At 66.5% G+C, this 22,177-nt stretch carries 22 protein-coding genes; 12 read left to right on the top strand and 10 right to left on the bottom strand.

The annotated features are described in order from the left end of the window. Positions 1-285 precede the first annotated feature (285 nt). Positions 286-1,581 carry a cytochrome P450 gene (locus tag ON43_RS34815; protein ID WP_051179644.1) on the bottom strand — a complete coding sequence of 432 codons (1,296 nt, stop codon included), beginning with the start codon at positions 1,579-1,581 and terminating at the stop codon, positions 286-288. Between the two features lie 131 nt (positions 1,582-1,712). On the opposite strand from ON43_RS34815, the gene lppU reads away from it, so the two are divergent. After that, the gene (lppU, locus tag ON43_RS34810) at positions 1,713-2,342 is read left to right on the top strand and encodes an LppU family putative lipoprotein (RefSeq protein WP_040814421.1); all 630 of its coding nucleotides are present in this window, start codon (positions 1,713-1,715) and stop codon (positions 2,340-2,342) included. Positions 2,343-2,433: 91 nt separating this feature from the next. On the opposite strand, the gene ON43_RS34805 is transcribed toward lppU, so the two are convergent. Next, the gene (locus ON43_RS34805; protein WP_040814419.1) at positions 2,434-3,099 is read right to left on the bottom strand and encodes a chymotrypsin family serine protease; all 666 of its coding nucleotides are present in this window, start codon (positions 3,097-3,099) and stop codon (positions 2,434-2,436) included. Positions 3,100-3,599: 500 nt separating this feature from the next. Between ON43_RS34805 and ON43_RS34800 the strand changes: the two genes are divergently transcribed. From ON43_RS34800 to ON43_RS34760, 9 genes are all read left to right on the top strand, one after another. After that, on the top strand, positions 3,600-4,418 hold the full coding sequence (locus ON43_RS34800; protein WP_051179635.1) for an MlaE family ABC transporter permease: 819 nt from the start codon (positions 3,600-3,602) through the stop codon (positions 4,416-4,418). 3 nt (positions 4,419-4,421) lie between these two features. After that, positions 4,422-5,285, top strand: coding sequence for an ABC transporter permease (locus ON43_RS34795; RefSeq protein ID WP_040814417.1), 864 nt, complete (start codon positions 4,422-4,424; stop codon positions 5,283-5,285). Between the two features lie 45 nt (positions 5,286-5,330). After that, complete coding sequence (locus ON43_RS34790; protein ID WP_245568874.1) at positions 5,331-6,782, top strand: MlaD family protein; 1,452 nt, start codon at positions 5,331-5,333, stop codon at positions 6,780-6,782. Next, positions 6,779-7,822 (top strand): MCE family protein, encoded by a 1,044-nt coding sequence (locus tag ON43_RS34785; protein ID WP_040814414.1) that lies wholly within the window; start codon positions 6,779-6,781, stop codon positions 7,820-7,822. Before ON43_RS34790 ends, ON43_RS34785 begins: the two co-directional genes overlap by 4 nt. Then, positions 7,822-8,817 (top strand): MCE family protein, encoded by a 996-nt coding sequence (locus ON43_RS34780; RefSeq protein ID WP_040814524.1) that lies wholly within the window; start codon positions 7,822-7,824, stop codon positions 8,815-8,817. Before ON43_RS34785 ends, ON43_RS34780 begins: the two co-directional genes overlap by 1 nt. Further along, positions 8,814-9,920 (top strand): MCE family protein, encoded by a 1,107-nt coding sequence (locus ON43_RS34775; protein WP_040814412.1) that lies wholly within the window; start codon positions 8,814-8,816, stop codon positions 9,918-9,920. Before ON43_RS34780 ends, ON43_RS34775 begins: the two co-directional genes overlap by 4 nt. Then, positions 9,917-11,032 (top strand): MCE family protein, encoded by a 1,116-nt coding sequence (locus ON43_RS34770; protein ID WP_051179634.1) that lies wholly within the window; start codon positions 9,917-9,919, stop codon positions 11,030-11,032. The genes ON43_RS34775 and ON43_RS34770 overlap by 4 nt, the downstream gene beginning before the upstream one ends. Continuing rightward, the gene (locus ON43_RS34765; protein WP_040814410.1) at positions 11,029-12,204 is read left to right on the top strand and encodes an MlaD family protein; all 1,176 of its coding nucleotides are present in this window, start codon (positions 11,029-11,031) and stop codon (positions 12,202-12,204) included. Before ON43_RS34770 ends, ON43_RS34765 begins: the two co-directional genes overlap by 4 nt. Before the next feature lie 90 nt (positions 12,205-12,294). Then, complete coding sequence (locus ON43_RS34760) at positions 12,295-13,206, top strand: hypothetical protein (protein WP_040814408.1); 912 nt, start codon at positions 12,295-12,297, stop codon at positions 13,204-13,206. 138 nt (positions 13,207-13,344) lie between these two features. Here the strand turns inward: ON43_RS34760 and ON43_RS44065 are convergent, their stop codons facing one another. The 6 genes from ON43_RS44065 to ON43_RS34730 all read right to left on the bottom strand — a co-directional run bounded on the left by ON43_RS44065 (position 13,345) and on the right by ON43_RS34730 (position 19,067). Further along, complete coding sequence (locus ON43_RS44065; RefSeq protein ID WP_083913959.1) at positions 13,345-14,025, bottom strand: ribonuclease H family protein; 681 nt, start codon at positions 14,023-14,025, stop codon at positions 13,345-13,347. Positions 14,026-14,035: 10 nt separating this feature from the next. After that, positions 14,036-14,536: an SRPBCC family protein gene (locus ON43_RS34750; RefSeq protein WP_040814407.1), complete on the bottom strand. Its 501-nt coding sequence runs from the start codon at positions 14,534-14,536 to the stop codon at positions 14,036-14,038. Between the two features lie 46 nt (positions 14,537-14,582). Further along, the gene (gene lhgD / locus ON43_RS34745; RefSeq protein WP_245568872.1) at positions 14,583-15,809 is read right to left on the bottom strand and encodes an L-2-hydroxyglutarate dehydrogenase; all 1,227 of its coding nucleotides are present in this window, start codon (positions 15,807-15,809) and stop codon (positions 14,583-14,585) included. Next, positions 15,806-16,462, bottom strand: coding sequence for a hypothetical protein (locus ON43_RS34740; RefSeq protein WP_040814405.1), 657 nt, complete (start codon positions 16,460-16,462; stop codon positions 15,806-15,808). The genes lhgD and ON43_RS34740 overlap by 4 nt, the downstream gene beginning before the upstream one ends. Before the next feature lie 392 nt (positions 16,463-16,854). Further along, positions 16,855-17,646 (bottom strand): TIGR03084 family metal-binding protein, encoded by a 792-nt coding sequence (locus ON43_RS34735; protein WP_040814403.1) that lies wholly within the window; start codon positions 17,644-17,646, stop codon positions 16,855-16,857. A gap of 65 nt (positions 17,647-17,711) precedes the next feature. Continuing rightward, on the bottom strand, positions 17,712-19,067 hold the full coding sequence (locus tag ON43_RS34730; protein ID WP_040814402.1) for a DUF445 domain-containing protein: 1,356 nt from the start codon (positions 19,065-19,067) through the stop codon (positions 17,712-17,714). Between the two features lie 472 nt (positions 19,068-19,539). Between ON43_RS34730 and ON43_RS34725 the strand changes: the two genes are divergently transcribed. Both ON43_RS34725 and ON43_RS34720 read left to right on the top strand, forming a co-directional pair. Beyond that, positions 19,540-19,866, top strand: a complete 327-nt coding sequence (locus ON43_RS34725; protein ID WP_040814400.1) for a YlcI/YnfO family protein — start codon at positions 19,540-19,542, stop codon at positions 19,864-19,866. A gap of 55 nt (positions 19,867-19,921) precedes the next feature. Then, positions 19,922-20,251 carry a metallophosphoesterase family protein gene (locus ON43_RS34720; RefSeq protein ID WP_040814398.1) on the top strand — a complete coding sequence of 110 codons (330 nt, stop codon included), beginning with the start codon at positions 19,922-19,924 and terminating at the stop codon, positions 20,249-20,251. Here the strand turns inward: ON43_RS34720 and ON43_RS34715 are convergent, their stop codons facing one another. Next, a complete protein-coding gene (locus tag ON43_RS34715; protein ID WP_040814396.1) occupies positions 20,252-21,283 on the bottom strand; it encodes a zinc-binding dehydrogenase in 1,032 nt (343 codons plus the stop codon). A 27-nt stretch (positions 21,284-21,310) separates the two neighbouring features. After that, positions 21,311-22,153, bottom strand: a complete 843-nt coding sequence (locus tag ON43_RS34710; RefSeq protein ID WP_040814394.1) for an alpha/beta fold hydrolase — start codon at positions 22,151-22,153, stop codon at positions 21,311-21,313. Positions 22,154-22,177 lie beyond the last annotated feature (24 nt).

The raw sequence follows: 22,177 nt of genomic DNA, 5'->3' as shown, positions 1-22,177 counted from the left end.
TCTCAGATCTTCGTTCAACACGCAGATTGCGGGCGCACTTCACCCGCGTAGGTCCCAACCCCGCGTCCATTACTACAGCGATCCGTCCGGCAAGCCAATTGGCTTCTGCCAGTTATGCATACCGACTTGCTGGTGTGTGCCACGTCACACGACTCGGAGTCGGTTACTCGGTTGGCGTGTATGCGCCGATGGCATCGGCGATTCCCCGAAAGTGACACCGCTGCGGCCGGTTTCGGAGCGATCGCTTCCCGAAACCTCGCTGTGATCGAAATCACCGATGCCGCTTCAGGGTTGAACGTCGAAGGTGATCGCGGTGCGCGGACCGACCGTGATGGTGTGCGGCACCGACAGCGGGGCGGGCCCGCGCGCGAAGCGCGGCGCGAGCCGCAATCGCACGCTAGTCAGTACAGTAGCCAATACAATACGGAGTTCATAGTCGGCCAGCGCCGCGCCCACGCAGCGCCGGTGACCACCGCCGAACGGCGCGAACTCGAAGGGACTGTAGCGCCGTTCGAGAAACCGCTCCGGCCGGAACTGCCGCGGCTCGGGCCACACCGCCGGATCGGTGTGCAGCAGATGGACCGAGATGCCCATGGTGTCCCCCGCCACCAGCGGCGCCCCGCGGAACATGAAATCACCGGTGAGCCTGCGCAATACGATCGGCACCGGCGGATGCAGCCGCAGCGTCTCTTGGCAGACGGCGTCCAGGTACGGCAGCTTCATCAACTCGGCCGGGTCGGGATCGGTTCCGGCCGAGGACAATTCGTCGAGCAGCCGCTCCAGCACCGCCGGTTCCCGGTGCAGCCGGTACAGCGCCCACACCAGTGCGGTCGCCGTGGTCTCGTGCCCCGCGACCAGTAGGGTCCGCAATTGTTCGCGCAGATCGGTGGCGGTGATCGCGGTGCCGTCCTCGTAGCGGGTGCTCAGCATGAGCGCGAGCAGATCCTCCCCGCCGCCCCCGTCCGCCCGCCGCCGCTTCACCTCGTCGTCGATGAGCTCGTCGAGCCGATCCCGGGCCGCGCCGAAGCGCTCCCAGCCGGAGAGTCCGTGCAGATCGCGCCGCAGGGCCGGGAAGAGGAACAGGGTGGTGCCGAACGATTCCAGGAATTCCGTTGTGACGGCGGTGTATTCGGCCCGTCGCACCGGCTCGTCGATACCGAACACCGCCGCCAGGATCACCCGCAGCGTGAGCGCCCGCGCCGCCGCCCGGGCATCGATCCGCAGGCCGGGCCGCCACGGATTACCGGTGCGCTCCCCGTCCAGCTCGGCCCGCGCCGCGGCGCGAATGGCGTTGCCGTAGGCGCTGATTCGGCCGCGATGGAAGGCGGGCGCGAGCAGCGCTCGCTCCTGCCGGTGCCGCCCGTCCCGCGCCAGAATGAGCGAGGCCGCGCCCACCATGGGCTCGATGGGGTTGGGCAGCGGCGGTTCCAGCAGATCGACGGGTGCGCGGAAGAGTTCGCGCGCCCCGTCCGGGGTCCCGGTGAACACGACCGATCCCAGGCCGGGAATGCGCACCCGGAACGGATCGCCGTCCCGCCGGCGCCGCCACGAGGCGTACAGCTCCAGGATGTCGGTGCTCATGAATCCGTACACGAAATGGTTCGCCACCTCGGTTCGATCTCGCCCGTCCGTGCCATGTGATCTTCGGCGTGCGGCCGTGCAATCATGGGCACGAAGTCAAATCTGTTTGTTTCGAAATATAGGACTCACCCGTGTTGCGTCAGCAGCCTTTCGCCCGGATCGCCCTGCCCGCGATCTCCGCCGCCACCCTGCTGCTCGCGGGCTGCGGTTCCACCGTATCCGGCCATCCGCAGGCCGCGCCCGGCGACAATCTTCTCCCCTCCAAGGCGCCCGTCACCACCCCGGCCAAGCCGTCGGGCAAGCCGGGCTCGGGCGCGCCCACCACCACGCCCCGCGCGGATCGCGGCGGCCACACCGATTTCCACGCCAGCATCGGCGAGTGCGTGAAGCTGGGCGGCACCACCACCGACGCCACCATCGAGAAGGCGACCTGCGGCAGCAAGGACGCCAATTACAAGGTGACCGGCAAGGCTCCGCAGAACGCCCAGTGCGGCAAGGGCGCCGATCAGGTCTACTACGAGACCCTCAACGGCGTGGAGACCGGAGCCCTGTGCCTGACCGTCGACTGGGTGGTGGGCGACTGCCTCGAGGTCGGTACCGATGTCGCGCACCGGATTCCCTGCACCACCCGCGATGCCACCGACGGTGTGAAGGTGGTGTCGATCCTGCAGAACGCCACCACCGTGGACGCCTGCCCCGGCGACGCCCAGGGCTATGTCTATGAGGACCGCAAGGTCGTCGTGTGCGTCGATACCCTCTGAACTCTCCGGCGGGAAAGCTCTCAATCGAAAGGGGCGGTGATCCTCGGATCACCGCCCCTTTCAATATTGTTCGTGGGTCATCGTTCGTGGATCAGATCGGGTAGTACCCCGAGCCGATGCCGCCGCGCCCGTTCAGGTCTCCCATGATCGAGCTCATGTTGGTGCCGACCTCGGGCCCGAAGCAGGCCACCGCCAGATAGGCGTTCACCATGCCGACCAGCGTGGTGCCGACGACGACCGGCGCGCCGGAATCGCCCTCCACCACGCACATCTGGCTCCAGGTCTCGACGCTGGTATCGAAGACGTCACCCCAGGAGATGCCGCAGGTATTGCCGGTGGTCCGGCCCTCCTTGCAGACGATCATCGGAAATCCCGGCGGGCCGCCGAGTCCGGTGATGGTGACATTGCCGATCCGGTTGACCGGGATGACACGAGCCGGATCGAACTGGATGACCGCGTAGTCGAGATCGTGGTTCGAGTAGACGAACTGCCCGATCTGACCTGCGGCGCGGTCCTTCTCGGCCCAGACCCTGGCCCCGGCGTCGCCGCAGTGCCCGGCGGTGAGCCCGACCAGGCGTCCGGCCCCGTCGTGGCCGATGGTGGTCACCGTGCATTCGAACTGGTCGTCAATGATGATGCCCGACCCACCGCCGATCACGGCGGGTGCGGGATCGGCGTGAGCGGCTCCGATGCCGAAGAACGTGGTGCCCAGGGCGATAGCGAGCGCGCCGGCCGCCCCGGCGAGTTTGTTGATCATGTCCCTCCAGACGTCGGAAGCCGCACGAATCTCAACCTGCGGTTACTCATCCTGTCAGTATTCGAGCCCGATGGCCTCTTGTACTGCCACATGTTGCCGAGCCGTGTCCTGCCGAGGTTCGTGGCGGAAACCTAGTTGGATGGGGTTATCGGAACAATGCGCATGCGCTATGGAATTCCGATAAATTTGATCCTACAAATTGTTACCCGGTCGGTGTTCACATGCACCGGTGGATAGTCAAAAACTAGAACAAGTTCTAGATCTCTGCCAGGTTCTTTAGGCCATAAACCAACCCTGATGTGGCTGTTCACAGCAATACGGCGAAAGTGATCCGGCTCTATGACCGGAACCACACATGCCTGGTGTGTTTTTCCTAACTCCGTAGTAAGGTGCGTCAAGCAAACAGTCGCCGGAGGCGGGTATCCCGGCGTCGAGAGGGGTAGTCAGTGCAGTTGACCAAAAGCCCGGGGGACCAGGGGAGTCCACCGCCGGCATCACGGATGAATGCGGCCGTGGATTGGGCGAAGGGGTACTGGCAGGATCATCCGAAACGGTCGCTGGAAACCGGTGGCCGGATGATGACCATGGGCGTGTCGGCCGTCGCCGAGCTTTTCATCGCGATCTTTCGCCGCCGCTTCCCTTACGCCGAGTTCATCCGGCAGTGCGCCTTCATGGCGAATGTCGCGGCCGCCCCCACGGTGCTGGTCGCCATTCCGATCGGCGTGATCGTCTCCATCCAGGTCGGCTCGGTCGCCGGGCAGGTCGGCGCGACATCCTTCATCGGCGCGGCCAACGGCCTCGGCATCATTCAACAGGGCGCACCCCTCGTCACCGCGCTCATGATCTCCGGCGCGGTCGGTTCGGCCATCTGCGCCGACCTCGGCTCCCGCACCATCCGCGAGGAGATCGACGCCATGAAGGTGATGGGCGTCGACCCGCTGCGCCGCCTGGTGGCCCCCCGCCTGGGCGCGGCCATGCTGGTGTCCGTACTGCTGTGCGGCTTCGTGGTTTTCGTCGGCTTCCTGACCGGCTACGTCTTCAATATCTTCGCCCAGAACGGCACGCCCGGCTCCTACATCGGGACCTTCTCCTCCTTCGCGGTCACCACCGACCTCATTGTGGCGCTGCTGAAGTCGCTGATCTACGGCCTGCTCGCCGCGGTCATCGCCTGCGACTCCGGGCTCAATGCCAAGGGCGGTCCGGGCGGTGTCGCCAACGCGGTGAACACCGCGGTGGTCATGTCGGCGGTCATGCTCTTCGGCGTCAACCTGATCATCACGCAGCTCTACAACTCCTTCTTCCCGCCGCAGGTGGTCTGAGTCGTGTCAGCTACTTATGTACCGCCGCTGCTGCGGCCGCTCCGCCGGATCAAGGGTGCGGCCGGCGCGCCGCGCGACTGGCTGGCCCGCATCGGCCACCAGGTGTTCTTCTTCCTGCGCTCGATCGGCTCCATGCCGATGGCGTTCAAGCACTACCCCAAGGAAGTCTGGCGCCTGCTGTCCGACGTCACCTGGGGCAACGGCAATCTCGTGGTCGGCGGCGGCACCATCGGCGTGGTGCTGATCCTGTCGGCGTTCGGCGGCATGACCGTCGCCATCCAGGGCTACACCTCGCTGAACCTGCTCGGCCTGAGCCCGCTCACCGGCGCCATCTCCGCGTTCGCCACCACCCGTGAGCTCGGCCCGCTGCTCGCGACGGTCGCCTTCGCCTCGCAGGCGGGCTGCCGGTTCACCGCGCAACTGGGCGCCATGCGCATCTCCGAGGAGATCGACGCGCTGGAATCGGTTGCCATCCGGCCGCTTCCGTATCTGGTCAGCACCCGCATGATCGCGGCCATGATCGCCATCGTGCCGCTGTACTGCCTGGCGCTGCCGCTGGCCTACATCTCCTGCTCGCTGACGGTGACCCTGATCGGCGGCACCGCGTCGGGGACCTTCCAGCACTACTTCTATCAATTCCTGATTCCGCACGATGTGCTGTACTCACTGCTGAAGGCGATCCTGTTCGTCGCGGTGACCACGTTCATCCAGTGCTACTACGGGTTTTTCGCCTCCGGCGGCCCGGAGGGCGTGGGTGTGGCGGCCGGCCGCGCGATCAAGCTCTGCATCATCGCGGTCGTCTTCGTCGACCTGTTCATGACCTTGGCGATCTGGGGCGTCAACCCCGGCATCCGGATCTCGGGATAGGGGGCGACACCGATGCTTATCGATCCGAGTGGACGCGGACCGACGATGCGGCAGCTGCTCATCGCCGGGGTCTGCGGCCTCACCGTGCTGGCCATCGTGCTGGGTTTCCTGTTCGCGCGCTATCGCGGCTACTTCGTCGAAAAGGTCAATGTCACCGCGAATCTCACCACCACCGGTGACGGCCTGCCCGCCCAGGCGGACGTGAAGTACCGCGGCGTGCTGGTCGGCGCGGTCAAGGACGTGTCGGTGGCGGCCAAGGGCGAGAAGCAGGAGGTGCACATCGAGATGAAACCCGAGTACACCGACGGCATCCCGGCCAATGTCACCGCGCGCGTGGTGCCCTCCAACCTGTTCGCCGTCACCGCCGTCGAACTGGTCTACAACGGGCCCGATGCCACGCATCTGAAGGAGGGCTCGCAGATCGCCGAGGACACCTCAACGGGCACCATCGCCCTGCAGGACACCCTCACCAAGGTCCGCGAGGTCTTCACCAAGATCGATCCGGTGCAGTTCGGCCGGGTGCTCGGCACGCTGTCCTACGCCCTCGACGGCAGCGGGCGCATGCCCGGCTCCAGCGTCGAGCGCATCGACCGCTGGCTCGACGGGGTGCGCGGTTCGGTGCCGAACGTCGGCGGCTTCCTCGACGACCTCACCGCCTCCATGCACGCGCTCAACCAGTCCGCGCCCGAACTCATGGGCGTGCTGCGGGATTCGGTCGAGACGGCCAAGACCATCTCCGACCGCCGGGCCGAGCTGACCGCGCTGCTGGCGGGCACCTCGACCACCATCGACAAGGTGAACGGGCTCTTCGCCCGCAACCCCAATGTCGGCAAGGACGTCACCACCGGCACCAGCGCCCTGTTCGGCGCGCTGTCGGACAACCCGGACGCCATCCCGCTGTCGATCGCCAATCTGAACGACTCGGTGCGCAAGCTCAGCGGTGCGTTCGGCTGGGGTCCGCAGCAGCAGATGAAGTGGAACGTCGGCATCACCTTCACGCCGTACAAGCCCTACACCCGCGACGACTGCCCGCGCTACGGCGAGCTCGCCGCGCCCAGCTGCGGCACCGCGCCGCTCACCTCGGATCCGGGCACGCTGCCGGAATCCATGCGGCCCAAGGCCATCGACGCCGCCAAGGACCTGCCGCTGATGTCGTCACCGCCGCCGGGCTTCCCGCTCATTCCCGGCGTGACCGTCATCGGCACGCCCGAGGCGCCGAAGGCCGACGCCCCGAAGCCGGGCACCGACCCGCTGGCGGGCACCCCGCTGCAGGGCATGTTCCCGAATCTGGCCCCGGCGGCTCCGGCCGCTCCGGCCAGTCAGCCGGGCACGCCGGGCACGCCGGGCACGCCCACGGGCAAGGACATCGTCTTCACCGGTGACGACGCCATCACCGCCCTGCTGGGCCGGCGTCCGACCGCGGCCGAATACCTGCTGTTGAGCCCGATTCTGAAGGGTGCGACCGTGCAACTGAGTCAGAGCGGGGGCGGCCGATGAGTGTCCGCAAACCGCTGATCGGCTTCACCATCTTCGCGATCGTGTCGGTCCTGGTGACCGCGGTCATCTGGAATACGCTCGCCCGCACCGTGAAAGGCGATACCAACTCCTACTCCGCGACCTTCAGCGACGTGCTCGGCCTGCGCGAGGGCGACGACGTCCGGATGGCCGGCGTGCGCGTCGGCAAGGTCGAGAAGATCGAGCTGGACAAGAAGAACCAGGCGAAGGTGACCTTCATCGTGCAGCGTGACCAGACGCTGTTCGGCGACACCAAGGCGCTGGTGCGCTACCAGAACCTGATCGGGCAGCGCTATGTCGCGCTGGCCCCGCCGGATCCGAAGAAGCCGCACACCGGTGATCACGTCGCGCTGAAGAACAATGCCTCGATCCCGCTCGAGCGCACCGAGCCGTCGTTCGATATCTCGGGTCTGCTCAACGGTTTCCAGCCGCTGTTCCAGGTGCTGCAGCCCGAGCAGGTGAACAATCTGTCCAACACCTTCATCCAGGCGCTGCAGGGTGACGGAGTCTCGTTGAGCGCGTTCATCACCCAGGCCGCCTCGGTGGCCTCGGACTTCGAACGCCGTGACGGCATCCTCTCCGATGTCATCACCAACCTGTCCGGCGTGATGCAGGGCCTGGCCAAGCGCGGCGACGAGCTGGAGACGCTGGTCACCCAGACCCGCTCCCTGATCGGCGGCCTGTACGCGCAGGGGCAGTCGCTGCAGTCCTCGACGGTCCAGATCGCCGATGCCACAACGGCTCTGGTGGGCATGTTCGGTTCCATCCAGCCCAAGCTGATCACGGCGCAGGACTCCACCCAGGCCGCGCTGGCGCTGCTGCTGGCCAATGGCGCCAAGCTGGACCAGGCGGCGGTCGACCTGCCCGCCATCCTGGCCAACGTCGGCAAGTTCACCCAGAACGGCGCCTACGCCAACGCCTACATGTGCAGCCTGGACGTCTCGCTGTACGGTGTCCTCTTCCCGCGCGGTCTGTTCTCGCAGATCGGCGGCAACTCCCACTCGGCGGTGTGCCGGCCATGATGACGAAACTCAAGTCCCGCTTCAACGCCAATCGCAACTTCTGGCTCGGTGTGCTCGGCGTGGCGCTGATCGCCGCGCTGCTGCTCGGCTCGACCGCCTACAAACAGGTCGGCCTCGGAAAGAACAGCATCAAGGCCGAATTCGTGCAGACCGCGGGCATCAAGGTCGGCGACAAGGTGGACGTCGCCGGCGTGCCCGTCGGCTCGGTCTCGGGCGCGGAGCTCGAGGGTGACCATGTGCTGATCACGCTGAAGGTCGACGACAATGTGAAGCTCGGTCCGGACGCCAAGGCCGCGATCAAGATGGCGACGCTGCTCGGCGCGCGCTACATCGACCTCACTCCCGGCGACGGCTCCGGCCTGAAGGGGAACCGAATCCCCAAGAACAACACCGTGGTTCCCTACAACCTGGCCGATGTGGTGCAGGAGGGCACGCCCAAGTTCGAGGAGCTCGACACCAAGAAGCTGGCGGAGTCGCTGAATGTGATCAACCAGCAGATGGGCGACACCCCGCAGATGACGGTGCAGGCGCTCGACTCCATCGGCGCGCTGGCCAAGACCATGAACAACCGCAAGGACCAGGTCGACCAGCTGCTCAAGGATCTGGACCGGGTCACCAAGATCCTCGGTGACAACCGGAACAGCCTGCTGCTGGTGATCACCCAGGGCGAGGCCATCGCCAACCGGGTGATGGAGCGCCAGGGCCTGCTCAAGAACCTGCTGGACAATATCGCCACGCTCAGCGGACAGCTGCAGGCGATCGGCGCGGCCAACGACAACAAGTTCGGGCCGACGCTGCAGCAGCTCAACACCATGGCCGAGGGTCTGCAGAAGAACAAGGACAATCTGGATCGGCTGCTGTCGATCATGCCGCCGTCGATCCGGCAGTTCAACAACGCCTTCGGCAACGGCAACTACGGTGAGGTCGCGCTGCCCTGGCTGTTCCCGGACAACTGGTTGTGCTTCGCGCAGGTGAACGAGGGGTGCCACCAATGACAGAGAAGAAGCAGCTGCTCGGTCGAATCACCAAGGCGGCCATGATCGGTGCGGCCGCCCTCGCGGTGGGCTCCTGCTCGATCATCCCGCTCGGAGTCAAGGACGCGGCCGGGCAGACCAAGCACATCACCGCGGACTTCTTGAATATCGCGGGCATGTTCGAGGGCAACCCGATCACCGTGCTCGGGCTCGAGGTGGGCCGGGTCGACAAGATCATTCCGAAGGGTCAGTACGTCGAGGTCCACATGACCGTGGACAAGGGCGTCGACATCCCGAAGAACGTTCAGGCCGCGCTGGTTTCGCCATCCATCGTGACCGACCGGCACATCGAGCTCACCCCGCGCTACACCGGCGGCGACAAGCTGCCCGACGGCGCGCACCTGACCACCCAGCAGACCAAGACCCCGGTCGAGCTGGACACCATGATCAAGACCATCGACAGCTTCGCCGCCGCGCTGAAACCCCAACCGGGGCAGGAGGGTATCGGCCCGCTGTCGGGCCGGGTGCTGTACCCGATGCTGAACGGCAACGGCGACAAGATGCGTGATGTGCTCAATGCGCTCTCGGGCGCGCTGAAGACCGGCGTCGACAACAAGGACGCCATCTCCACCATCATCATCAAGCTCAACGAGCTGACCACCATGCTCGCCGAGAACGACGATTCGGTGCGCGGGTTCAGCAACAAGATCACTCAGATGACCGGGCTGCTCGCCGACCAGGCGCCGGGCCTGCAGGCCACGCTGGATCAGCTGAACGCCTTCCTGGCCAACACCAGTGGCGCGTTCTCGCAGTACTCCGATCAGCTCAACGGCACCCTGACCGGGCTGACCGCGGTGACCAAGCAGCTGCGCGACAACGCCGCGGGCGTCACCGAGATCGTCGACGTGGCGCCGCTGCTCATGCAGAACCTCGACAAGTCGGTGAACCGGGACAAGAACTTCATCCGCCTGCACGGGCTGCTCGGCACCACCCTGTCGGGTGAGATCGTCAGTCTGTTCTGCGAGCGCATCCAGATGAAGTCGGACGGCTGCCGCACCGGGAAGATGGAAGATTTCGGACCCGACTTCGGGCTCATGGCGGCGGTGCTGGGGATGACCAAATGAGTAATCGTCTGCTGCGAGATCTTCGCTCCGGCAAGCGCGCCCGGCGCGCCGTCATCATGCTCGCGGTGTCCGCGACGGCCCTGGTCGGAACCGGTTGCGGTGTGACGGTGGAGAGCCTGCCGCTGCCCAAGCCGGGCGCGGGCGGCGAAACCTATACCGTGCACGCGGTTTTCGACAATGCCCTGAACCTGCCCGATCAGGCCAAGGTCAAGATCGGCGGCTCCGACGTCGGCGTGGTCACCAAGATCACCACCAAGGACTTCAAGGCCAATGTCGACCTGTCCATCCGCAAGGACATCGAGCTGCCCGAGGGCAGTACCGCGGAACTGCGCCAGGCCACCCCGCTCGGCGACGTCTTCGTGGCGGTGTCCAAGCCCAAGACCGCGCCCGGCGCGACCATGATCAAGGACGGCGGCAAGCTCACCGACACCTCGGCGGGCGCGACCGTCGAGGAACTGCTCATGTCGATCTCGTTGCTGTTCAACGGCGGCGGCATCGCCAACCTGTCCAAGCTCACCTCCGAGCTGGACTCCATCGTGGGCGGCCGCGGCGACCAGCTGGCGCATGTGCTCACCCAGATGACCAGCGTCATGACCAGTCTCAACAACAACAGCAGCCGCATCGACGGCACGTTGGCCGGTTTCAGCGCGCTGGCGAACACCATCGAGGCCAACCACCAGCAGCTCGGTTCGGTGGCCGACAGCCTGCCCGGCATGATCGGCGCCATCGCCGAGAACAACCAGGCGCTCGGCGATCTGCTCACCAAGGTCTCGACAACCAGTGCGGCCCTGGGCGATTACGCCAACACCACCTCCGACGCCCTGGCCAGCCTGCTCGACAATGTGGCGCAGCTGATGAACGCGCTGGCGCGCACCGACCAGACCCTGGGACCCGCGCTGGACGCGCTGCACGAGATTCGGCCCAAGGCCGACGCCTCGTTCAAGGGCGACACGCTCGCCGTCGCGGGCACACTGACGCTGCTCGATGTCGGCCTGCTCACCGACCCGGCCAACAGCAAGTTCTTCGATCTCAAGGACCTCAACGACTTCGGGGGCAGCCTGATCCAGGTCCTGCAGATCATCTACGGCCGGATCAACGGGGGACACCGATGAACTGGGTGAAGAGCCACAAGAACCTGGTCTCCAACACCGCGCTGGTGATCATCCTGCTGCTCGGCGCGTCCTACCTGGCGATCAGCGTGATGCGGGTGAACCCGCTGCGCGAAACCTACAAGGTGACGGTCAATCTCGACCGTTCCGGCGGTCTGCAGGCGGGCAACGATGTGACCCTGCGCGGCTACCGGGTCGGCAAGGTCACCGAGATCAAACTGGTCGACAACGGCGGGGCCATCGCGGCCACCGCCGAGATCGACAAGAAGTACTCCATTCCCTCCGACACGCTGGTGGCGGTCGGCGCGCTGTCCGGCGCGGGCGAGCAGTACATCGACTTCCGCCCCAATGTCGATCAGGCTCCGTACCTGCACAACGGTTCCGTGGTGCAGTTCGACGTGAACAAGGTGAAGACACCGACCCCGGTGTGGTCGGTGCTCGACAACTCCAGTGCCCTGATCGCACAGGTGGATCCGGACAAGTTCGGTGTCATCCTCTCCGAGCTCGACACCGCGCTGTCCGGCGGCCCGGATCAGCTGCGGTCCATGATCAATGCCATCAGCCTGGCCACCACGGGCCTGGATAATCTGCTGCCGCAGACCACCAATCTGCTGAAGAATCTGCAGACCATCTCCGGGACCACCTCGCTCGCCCAGCCGGATCTGGGTACGCTGACCCGTAATTCGGGTGTGTTGTTCACTCAGTTCAACGACGCGAATGCCGAACTCCAGAAGATCCTGGAGCAGGCTCCCGGCCAGATGCAGGAACTCGGTGCGGTGCTCGACAAGACCGCCGATCCGATGACCAGCCTGGCCGCCAACTTCGCGGCCATCACCAGGGCCGCGCAGCTGCGCACCCCCGCGCTGCGCGCACTGTTCCCGTCGCTGGTGGTCGGCAGCTCCGCCATCGGCGTCCCGGCGCACGACGGCGAGTTCTACACCGTCGTCGACGCTCTCGCGATGCGGCCCTTCTGTGACTACGTCACCAAGAAGGTGCGACCCGATGTGGCCACCGAGAACACCTTCCCGAGGTGGGCGGGCTACTGCCAGAATCCGCCTGCGGATCAGCAGATCCGCGGCTCGGGCAATGCCCCGCGACCGGACGTGCCGAACAATGGCGCGCTCCCGCCCGCGGGGTCGGATCCGAACGAACGGACCCTGCCCCCGATCAAGTGAGTGGCCGTCGCGGCTCTTGTGTGCGACAGGCATACTCGCTGACGAAACCTAGACGGTGCGTCCGCAGCGCACCGGGAAAGTGATCGATACATGACGGACGACGCTGCCCAGGACAAGAAAACCGAAGACGATTCCATCGCCGAGGCCGATGCCCAGGGCAGCGCCGAGACCGCCGCCGAGGCGCCGAGCAAGGACGCCGAACCGAGCACGGCCGACGAGCCGAAGGTGACGGTGTCCAAGGACGAGCCGAAGGCCGCCGAGCCGGAGTCTGCAGCCGAGGCCAAGCCCAAGGCCAACGCCGAGGCCGAGACCGCGGATTCGGCGAAGGAATCCGACGAAAAGCCGGAACCGGCAGCGGAATCGGCGTCCGGCGGAAAGTCGGCCCTGATGTCGGCCGTTGGCGTGCCGCTGATCGCGCTGGTCGCGCTCGGCGTGCTGCTGGTCGGAGCCATCGCGGCGGCGGCCGGGTTCGCGTGGCAGTCCCACACCCGCGCCAACCAGCTCGACGAGCGCGAGGCCCCCACCCAGGCGGCCTGTGACTTCATGCGCACCTTCACCGCCTACGACGACAAGTCCATGCCCAACTTCGCCGAACAGGTGAAGGCGCGGATCACCGACGGTCAGTTCAAGAAGAGCTTCGAACCCGCGGCCACCGAGCTGCAGGAGCTGCTGATCAAGCAGCACGCGAAGGCGACGCTGAACTTCCTGCACTGCGGCTACGAGACCGGTGACGCCGACAAGGCGACCGTCCTGGTGAACGCCCTCCAGACCGCCAGCAACGATCTCCACAACCAGCCGCTGGTGCTGCCGATCCCGGCCTTCGTCGACCTCGAGAAGAAGGACGGCAAGTGGCTGGTGTCCGACTTCCGCGCGATCTACAGCAACGATGCGGGCGGCGCCATCCCGGGTGCGACCCCGGGCGGCGACAACCAGCAGGGTGTCCAGCCCTCCGGCCAAGCCACGCCCGCGCCGACCAGCGCGGCGCCCAAGCCGGGTAGCTGACGCGCAGACGAACAAGGGCCTGTCCTCGGATTACACCTGGGACAGGCCCTTTTCGTCATCCCGGCGTGCTTTTGGCCGGGATCCATAGAGACAGGGTGGATTCCGGCCAAAAGCACGCCGGAATGACGGGGTATAGGTTCAGAAGAGGGTGAGTGCCTCGGGCGCAACGGCCTTGGCGGGCGCTGCGGTCTTGGTGGTCGCTGCGGTTTTGGTGGTCGCGGCCCGGTGGCGCGGGGTCGGCGCCGCGGAATGCGCGGTGGCGGTGACCATTTCGCCGTGTTCGGCGGGCCGGGTGATGGGCAGCGGCTCGGTCTTGGGCTCGGTCACCGGTAACGGCTCGGTGATCGGATCGGCCGGGGCCGGATCCTCCGGCTCGATGGCGACGCCGCTGGCGGCCACCTGGCGGGCCGCCTGACCGGCCAGCGTGTCGGCCTGCTCGTTGAAGTAGTTGCCCACGTGTCCGCGCACCCAGCGGAACCGGACCGGGCCGGGGCGGCCGGCGATGGCGCTGTCGATCTGCTGGATCAGCTCGACATTCTTGACCGCACCGCCGGTGGAGGTCTTCCAGCCGTTGTTGCGCCACCCGTTGATCCATTCCGACGCGCACTTGATCGCGTAGAGCGAATCACTCTCGATGAGCAGGGGTTCGGCGCTGGGATGCGCGCGCACCGCTTCCAGCAGCGCGCGCAACTCGGCGATCTGGTTGGTACCCGAAGGCGCACCGCCGCTCGCCGAGCCGCCCGCGTGATTGACCCAGGCCCAGCCGATCGCGCCGCCCGGATTGCGCAGGCATGATCCGTCGGTGCTCACGATGATCATGCGGCCTACCCTACGCGATCCGGCCGACAAGATCGGTGCCGTGGAATTCCTCTATCTCCCTACGCAATTGCGACTCGGTCCGCCGGACCGTGGCCTGCACCAATGCGGCGGCCAGCTTGGAGAGCAACTTGCCGGTGAGTCCGCGCGGCACCCAGTACTCGGTCTCCGAGGTCAGCACCGCGCGACCGTAGCCCAGCGGGTCGAAACGCAGGGTGATGACACAGAAGTTGGCGCACGCCGACGTCGGCTTCCCCGTCCGACGTCGGCGCAGTGTGTACTCGATGACCGCGTTGCGGCGGTAGTCGGAGATCTCACACTCGATGGTGGGATGCCACAGGCCGACGCGCAGGGTCGCGGCGAAGACGGCTCCGGCACCGTGGTCGGAATCCCCGACCGGTTCGAAGGCGGCAACGCCGAAGGCCCAGTCCGGCACGAACTGGTGGTTGTCCGTGTATGTGAACGCGACTTCCACCGGTGCGCCGACATCACTCGCGTACTTGAAATGGCCCATAGGCTGCTCCCTGTCCCACGGCTGCCTTAAAAGTACTACAGCAATCCTATTTATTGGACGGATCCGGATCGAACGCGGCATCCAATCGATCCGCTATGTACTCGGCGATGGGCAGGGCGGAGGTGGCCGCCGGGGACGGGGCATTGAGCACGTGCACCGAGCGCGGCGTGCGCTCGAGCAGGAAGTCGTGGGCCAGGGTGCCGTCACGCAGCACGGCCTGCGCGCGGATGCCGGCCTCGCGGGGCAGCAGATCGGAGCGGGTCAGCTCGGGACAGTAGCGGCGGCACTCGGCCAGATAGCCGCCCTTGAACAGGGAATTGCGCATTTCCCGCACCCCGGTGCGGACATTGGCGGCGGCGACCTTGTGAAAACCGCGGTAGCCCAGGATCTCCCGGGCGTCGCGCAGGTTCACACTGCCCTTGCGGTAGCCCTCGCGGGCCAGGCCCAGCACCGCGTTCGGCCCGACGGTCAGCTCGCCGTCGATGGTGGGGCTCAAATGCACGCCCAGGAACGGCAATTCGGGATCCGGGATCGGATAGATGAGGGTGCTCACCAGATTCGCGCGCTCGGGCGGCAGCCGGTAGTACTCGCCGCGGAACGGCACGATGCGCAGGTCGATCCCCAGGCCCGCCAGTCGCGCCATCCGATCGGCCTGCAAGCCCGCGCATACGACCAGATTCCGAGCTTGCCAGCGTCCGGTCGGCCCCGAAATCGCGACCGCGGAGTCTGTTTCGATGATGCTCGCGATCTCCGCGCCGAGCACGATCTCACCCCCGGCGGCCCGGACCTCGTCGGCCAGCGCCCGGGTGACCCGGCCGTAGTCGATGATGCCGGTGCTCGCCACGAACAGCGCCCCCACACCGGTGATCCGCGGTTCGCGCCGCACCAGCTCGGCGGCGTCGAGCAGTTCCACCTCGACGCCATTGGCGACCGACCGCTCGTAGAGCGCCATCATGCGCGCGTGCTCGGCGGCATCCGTGGCCACCAGCAGTTTTCCGCACACTCGGAACGGAATATCGTGTGCCGCGGCGAATTCCTTGGTGAGCTCCGCGCCGCGCACGCACAGCCGTGCCTTCAGGCTGCCCGGCTCGTAATAGATGCCCGAGTGGATGACACCGCTGTTGTGCCCGGTCTGATGGAGGCCCAGTTGCGCGGCCTTCTCCACCAGCAGCAGGCTCGCCCCCGGATGGCGTTCGAGAATGCGGTGCGCGGTGGCCACCCCGACGATGCCGCCGCCGATCACGCAGTAGTCGTACACACCGGGAAGTCTCACACAGCGCTGGACGCGCCTTCCACAGGAGCCGGGACCGGATGGCGCACGATCTGCACGCCGTAGCGTCCCAGGCCCGGATCCGAGAGCGTCAGCGTCACGTCGCCGTGGACGTCCACGTCGGTGCGCAGCTGCGTGTTCGCCGTCGGATCGGCGTTGATGCCGAGCTGCTCCCCCAGCGGGGTGTGCAGCAGCACGTCGGCGATCGCGGCGAAGACATTGGTGTCGACGGTGAGTGTCAGCGAATCATGTTGGGCCGCCGCCACTTGCGCGCCGAGATAGGTGGTGCCGAGCTTCAGCTGCGCGCCCAGCGGATGCGGTGCCTCGGCGGCCGTGGCGGCGCCGGTGCCCGGGACGCGGGCCGGAATCGTCAGCCGCGTGGCCGGTTCCTGCGGGGCGCCGGCGAAAAACGAAGTCAGACCGATCTTTTCGGAAATTGGTGCGGCGGCCTGGACATCCGGCTGATCCGCGCCGCCGCCGAGGGCGATCGAGGCCGGTCGGTCGGCCGGCGGTGTGGTGGCGAGTTTGCCGGGTTCGTGGGCGATCTGGTTGGCGATATACGATCCGGCCGCGACGGTCAGCCCGATGCTGGCCATGCTCGCGGTGACAATGGCGCTGAAGCGGAACGCCTGGGCCGTGCGCCGTTTGTGCGACATGACTGGTGCGTCCTTTCCCTCTCCCCTGGTCCCCCTGCGTCTGAACGACGCAGCGACCCGCACCATTGAAAGTCGTACGCGCGTCCAGGTTACGGGGGCGAAGGTAACCCGAGGTAAACCGACCCTCCATTGAGAGCAGGATCACAGAACGGAAAGGTTGGACATCAACATGTTTTCCCCGGCGTAAGCCTGGGTAAAAAGTTCATTAGCGGCGAGCGCCAACTCGACTGCCATCGAAGAGACCTCCGGCCAACGGCGTCCGGTCGGCACCAGGCACGGCGCACCCAGGCTGGCGCTCGTTCGCTCCCTCTCCGGGAACGTGGTTCCACGAGAGAACACATGCCCCTGTGGGAATTGGGGATTTCTGGTCGGAGGCCGGGATGGGCGGCGGGTCAGTTGAACTGACCCGCCGCTCGGCCGCTTCCGGGGGGACCGGCGAAAGCCTGTGCCAGGCCTAGCCATTCGCGGGCGTCATCGCCATCGACCTGCAGCGCGAGATCATCGAAGTGCCGCCGCTGAGTCACCAGCAGGCAGAAATCCAAGGCCGGACCGGTGATTCGCTGCGCGGCGTTCTCGGGTCCCCAGCTCCACTCGCTGCCGTCGGGCGCGGTCAGCTCGACACGGAACTCCTCGGCGGGCACGTCCTTGCCGTGCGTCAGATAAGCGAAATTGCGGGTCCGCACACCGATATGCGCGATATGCCGCAGGCGGGCGGTTGGTTCGCGCTTGATGCCCAGCGTGTCGGCCACGTCCTGGCCGTGTGCCCACGTCTCCATGAGCCGCGCGGTGACCATCGAGGCCGGGCTCATGGGCGGCCCGAACCACGGCAGCTTGGTGCCCGCCGGAACCGTGCGCAGCGCCTCGACGAGCGCGGCACGGTCGCGCCGCCAGGCAGCGAGCAATTGCGGCGCTGGGGTTTTCGCGCCCTCCGCGGCGGCCTCGTCCACGAAGGTGAGCATCTTGGGCAGGGCTTCCTGCACTTGCCGGTCGAACTCGGCGGGATCGGTGGCCGCGACCGCGGCGACCTGATCGGTCCAGTTCAGGTGGGCGATCTGGTGGGCGATGGTCCAGCCCGCGGCAGGTGTATCGCGCTGCCATTCGGCCGGATCGAGATCCGCGATCAGTGCGTCCAGCGCGGCGCATTCGGCGGTGAAGTCGGCGAGCAATGCCTCGAGATCGGCCACCGGACGAGCATCGCAGCACCGTCAGAAAAATGCAAGCACGCGTGCTTGATTTCCGAATCGGTCTGCTACCAGCCGAAAAGGATCAAATGCACGGCCCCGACCACCAGGCCCAGCGCGGCGCCGTGCAGATACAGCAGCCACGCGTCCTGCTCCACCGAGGCGTAGAACATCTCCATGAACTCGCCCGGCGTCAGGTGCTGGAGTTTGCGCGCGGCGAACTCGTCGATCTTCTTGGCCTGGGTGGCCGCGAATTCCGGATCGTCGGCCAGGCTCGGGGCCAGTCCGACCGCGGCCGTGGTCGCGCCGATCTTCAGATTGTCGAACTGCCGCTTGCCGAATACGGTTCGCACCACCGAATGGGTGGGCCCGAGCTGGCGGTGGATCTCCTGGGAGATGAGCCGTTCCAGCAGCTGCCGGGTCTTGTCGCCATTGGGTCCGTCCAGCAGTTCGCGGGCCAGGTTCGGCAGCGTGAGCACCTGGTAGGCCAGGATATTGGCGAGATCGGCGGCGGCCTCGGGCTGCCGCTTGGCCAGCAGCGCCTGCTTCCACAGGTACTTGTAGCGCGGCTGCGGATCGCCCGGCTCGAACACCATCTTGATGGCGATGACATTGACGATGACGCCGATGGCCGCGGCCGCCGACAGGATCACGAACCAGCCCGGCAGCCAGCCCAGCACCGGAATCCGGTGGTGCACCTGCATATACAGCGCCAGCAGCAGGCCGAACGGCGCGCCGAGCAGGCCGACGCGCACCATGAACTTCAGCTCCGGCGCGGCGATGGTGGTGGTCAGGTCCTTGAGGATGGTCGGGTTCTCCCGCAGGTACCGGATGACGAAGTCCTTGATGTCGATCAGCTGGTCGACATTGTCGCCGAGCCGCTCGAACGCGGTGCGCGCCAAGGTCGGCAGCTCCCGCTCGATCCGCTGGTAGAGCACATTCCGCACGGCCTTGGGCACCGCGCCCCACAGATCCGGGTTCTCCTGCATCATGATCTCGTCGACCATGGCCGGCACCTGCTTGCGCCCCACCTCGGCGATATAGTCCGCGATTCCCTCGAGATCGAGCTCATGAATGAAATCCCGCGGACTCCCGATCCGCATCAGCGCCTTGTCCACACAGATGCTGGCCATCTTCTCGGCCCGAGCCGGAATGAACCCCTGAAACCCCAGCCGCCGCCCGTCCCCCGAAAACGTCGGCAACACCTGCACCCGCCGCGGCAGATACGGATACAGAATCTCCAGCCCCGGCACCCGGAAACCCTTGAAATAGACCGGCCAGAACAACATCAACACACCGGTCCAGTTGGTCAACCACCCCGCGATAGCACTGAAAATCGGAAAGCTGATCAAATCAACGACAAGCTTCGACTGCCCCGTCAGCTCCTCCCAATCGAGGAACACTCCCGAAGCCACTGTCGCCATACCAGCGTCCCCCTACTGCCGAGCTGATGGTGAGAAAACGGACTCCCAACACTCTCACCGCTCCGGACCCCTGTCAAAAGCTCCCGACCTGGAAGAACCTCTCGTGTCGCCGGTGTCCAAGAGCGGTGCTGCAACCGCCGACCAGCAAACGCCACCATTGGGTAATACCAAGGTATTATGGTGGCGCGGTGGAGTACGTATGGTCACCGACAGCCAAACAGTTCCTCCAGCGATTTCAGGTTCGCACCTGGGAGGTGATGGAAGTCCTGTATTCGTCTCACCGGTGGCCACGGTCGGCCCGCACCGACCAGGGCCTACCAGTGCTGACGGTGTGGGGTCGCAGCGATGAGGGCCGTCCGTTGGTAGTTATGCTGCGGCAGCTGCCTTCACCCTCCACACGCTGGGAAATCCTGATGGCCGTGCCGATGGGACCGCACCAGCTCACCGAGTACAACGCATGGGAGGCCAACCAATGAGCGATCCGACAGAACCCGGCTACCCGCGCAGCCCTGATGAAGCCGCCGAGTTTCTGGGCGGCCTGACGTTCGACGACAGCGCCGCTGTGCCGCCGCTGCCGCCGACCACCGACGAGATCGAGACCGGAATGGTCACTACCTCCCTGAAGCTTCCCGCTGAACTACGGGACCGCATCCGGGAGACGGCCGCAGAGCACTGCATCACCGCGAGCATGCTGATCCGCCAATACATCGAAATGGGCCTGGCCTCCGAACAACCCGGGCGCATGATCCCGCTCTCCGACGCCATCCGAGTCTTGTCCAGCCTGCGCGCAACGGCTTGATCACCGACGCTCGGGAATGCCGGGGAATACGAGGGGTTGAGCGTCGAGCCGATCAATGGGCGCTTTGAAGGACTTCTTCGAGGCGCATGTGGTGGGGCGGTGTCAGTTCCTGCTGTCGGGGCATGACCATTCGTTGCAGGTGCTGGAACCCAATGTCGCGTCGAAGGGGACCCGGCAGATCATTTCCGGGGCGGCCGCGAAGTCGGTGCACGGGGAGCCGTCGCCGGGTGGCAAGCACACGGCGAATGGTGCGCTGTACGAGAACTACACCGATCTGGGGTTCATGGTGCTGGAGCTGACCCCCACGTCCGCGGACCTGGGGGTCTACACCGTTGATCTCTCGAACGGTCAGTGCGCCAACGCTTTTCAGCGTCGGCTGGGCTGATCAGGGCTTCAGGACGATCCGGATCGGGTTGCCTTCCTTCGCCTCCAGGGCGTGGACGGCCTTGGGGGCGTCGGCGAGGGGGACGACGGCGCTGACCGAGCGGGAGAAGTCGACCCGTTGCAGGCCTTGGAGTTTCACCAGTTTGCTGACGTCCTCGGGGGCGGAGCCGTAGTGGCCGCGGACCTGCTGCTGGAAGAAGCTGAAGGCGGTGCCGCCGGTGATGGTGATGGGCTTGTCGGTGAGGCCGACCAGGACCAGGCGGCCCTGCGGGGCGAGGCAGACCACGGCCTGCTCGCGGACCGGGGCCACGCCCGCGAAGTCGAAGGCGGCCGCCAGACCGGTGCCGGTCGCCTGGAAAACCTTGGCGCGCAGGTCCGGATCGGCCGGGTCGAGGGCCAGGTCCGCGCCGAACTCCAGCGCCCGCTCGCGGGCCGCGGGCAGCGGATCCACCGCGATGATCGGCGCGGCGCCGACCAGGCGCAGCAACTGCACCCCGTGCGCGCCCAGCCCGCCCACACCCCAGACGCCCACGGCCTCACCGGCTTTCACCTCGGCGGTGGCGGTGATGGCGGCCCACGGCGTGGACACCGCATCGGGAATGAAGCAGGCCTGCTCGAACGGCAGTTCATCGGGGAGCGGCACCAGCGTGTCCACCCGCGCCAGCGTGTACTCGGCCCAGCCGCCGTCGTAGTCCACACCCCGGGTGAAGGTTGCTCCATCACGAAGCTCACCCGCCTGCAATACGACTCGATCCCCCACCTTCGCGCTGGTCACCCCGGGACCCAGCGCATGCACCGTGCCCGCCACCTCGTGCCCGAGCGTCACCACGTCGTCCTTCAGGAACAGCGGCGTGAGCGTCCCGTCGATCAGGTGCACATCCGACAGGCACACGCCCGCGGCCTCCACCTTGACCAGCACATGATCCGGTCCCGGCTGCGGGATCGGCACCTCGTTCAATTCCAGTCGCCGTGAGCGCGGGGATTCCGAGCGCGGTCCCAGGTGTAGTCGGGCTGCCAGCATGGTGTCGGTCATGGGCCTCATGCTAGGCCGGGCGAGCGCTCAGTGGACGTGGTCCGCCGGGAGGTGCGCGGCGAGGAAGTCGCTGACGATCTCGGTCACCGCGGCCGATCGTTCCAGCATCGGCACGTGCCCGCACCCGTCGAGGTATTCGGCGCGATCGGGCCGCAGCTTCTCGTTCACGATGCGCCCGGCCGCCGCCGACAGCACCCGATTCTGATTACCCCAGATCACGCAGAGCGGTGGCAGCTCGCCCCGATCGGGCCAATCATCCAGGGCCGCAAAGGCGGAAAGATCGCGCACCAGCTGGACGAGCGCCCGCGCCGGGAACCCGGTCGCCGCCAGCGGCGCGACATAGGGGCTTTCCCGATAGGCGCGCCGGGTGGTGAACCAGGACCGTGCGGTCCTTCGGGCGAACCAGCGCGGCGTGTGCCACCCGCTCAGCGCCCGCACGGTGCCGTCGGGCGCGCCCCGCACCAAGCGTGCGGCCCGCCGCCAATCCCCCTGCATGGCAGTCGATTCGGTCAGCGGATTGATCGCGACCACCGCCCGGAACAATTCCGGATACCGCCGAGCGAGCGTGAGACTGATCGCCGACCCGACGCAATTACCGACCAACCCCGCATCCGTGAGCCCGTGCTGCATGAGAAACGCACAGATCAACTCGGTATAGCGCTCCAGCGTGTACCCGTCCGCGGGCCGATCCGATTCGCCGTATCCCGGCAGATCGACTGCGTAACAGCGGTAATCGCGCGACAGCGCCGCCATGAGCGGCGTCCAGATGAGATGCGAGGACCCCGCACTGTGCAGCATGACCACGGGCGGCCCGGTCTCACCTTGCCGCACGAAGGCCAGGCGGGTCCCGTCGAATATGAACTGCTCCATGACACTCCAACACCTTCGTTGCCA

The sequence above is a fragment of the Nocardia concava NBRC 100430 genome, from assembly GCF_000308815.1.
In the GTDB taxonomy this organism is placed as follows: domain Bacteria; phylum Actinomycetota; class Actinomycetes; order Mycobacteriales; family Mycobacteriaceae; genus Nocardia; species Nocardia concava.
The sequence above is the reverse complement of the archived record's forward strand: the minus strand, read 5'-3'. Positions and strand labels throughout refer to the sequence as shown.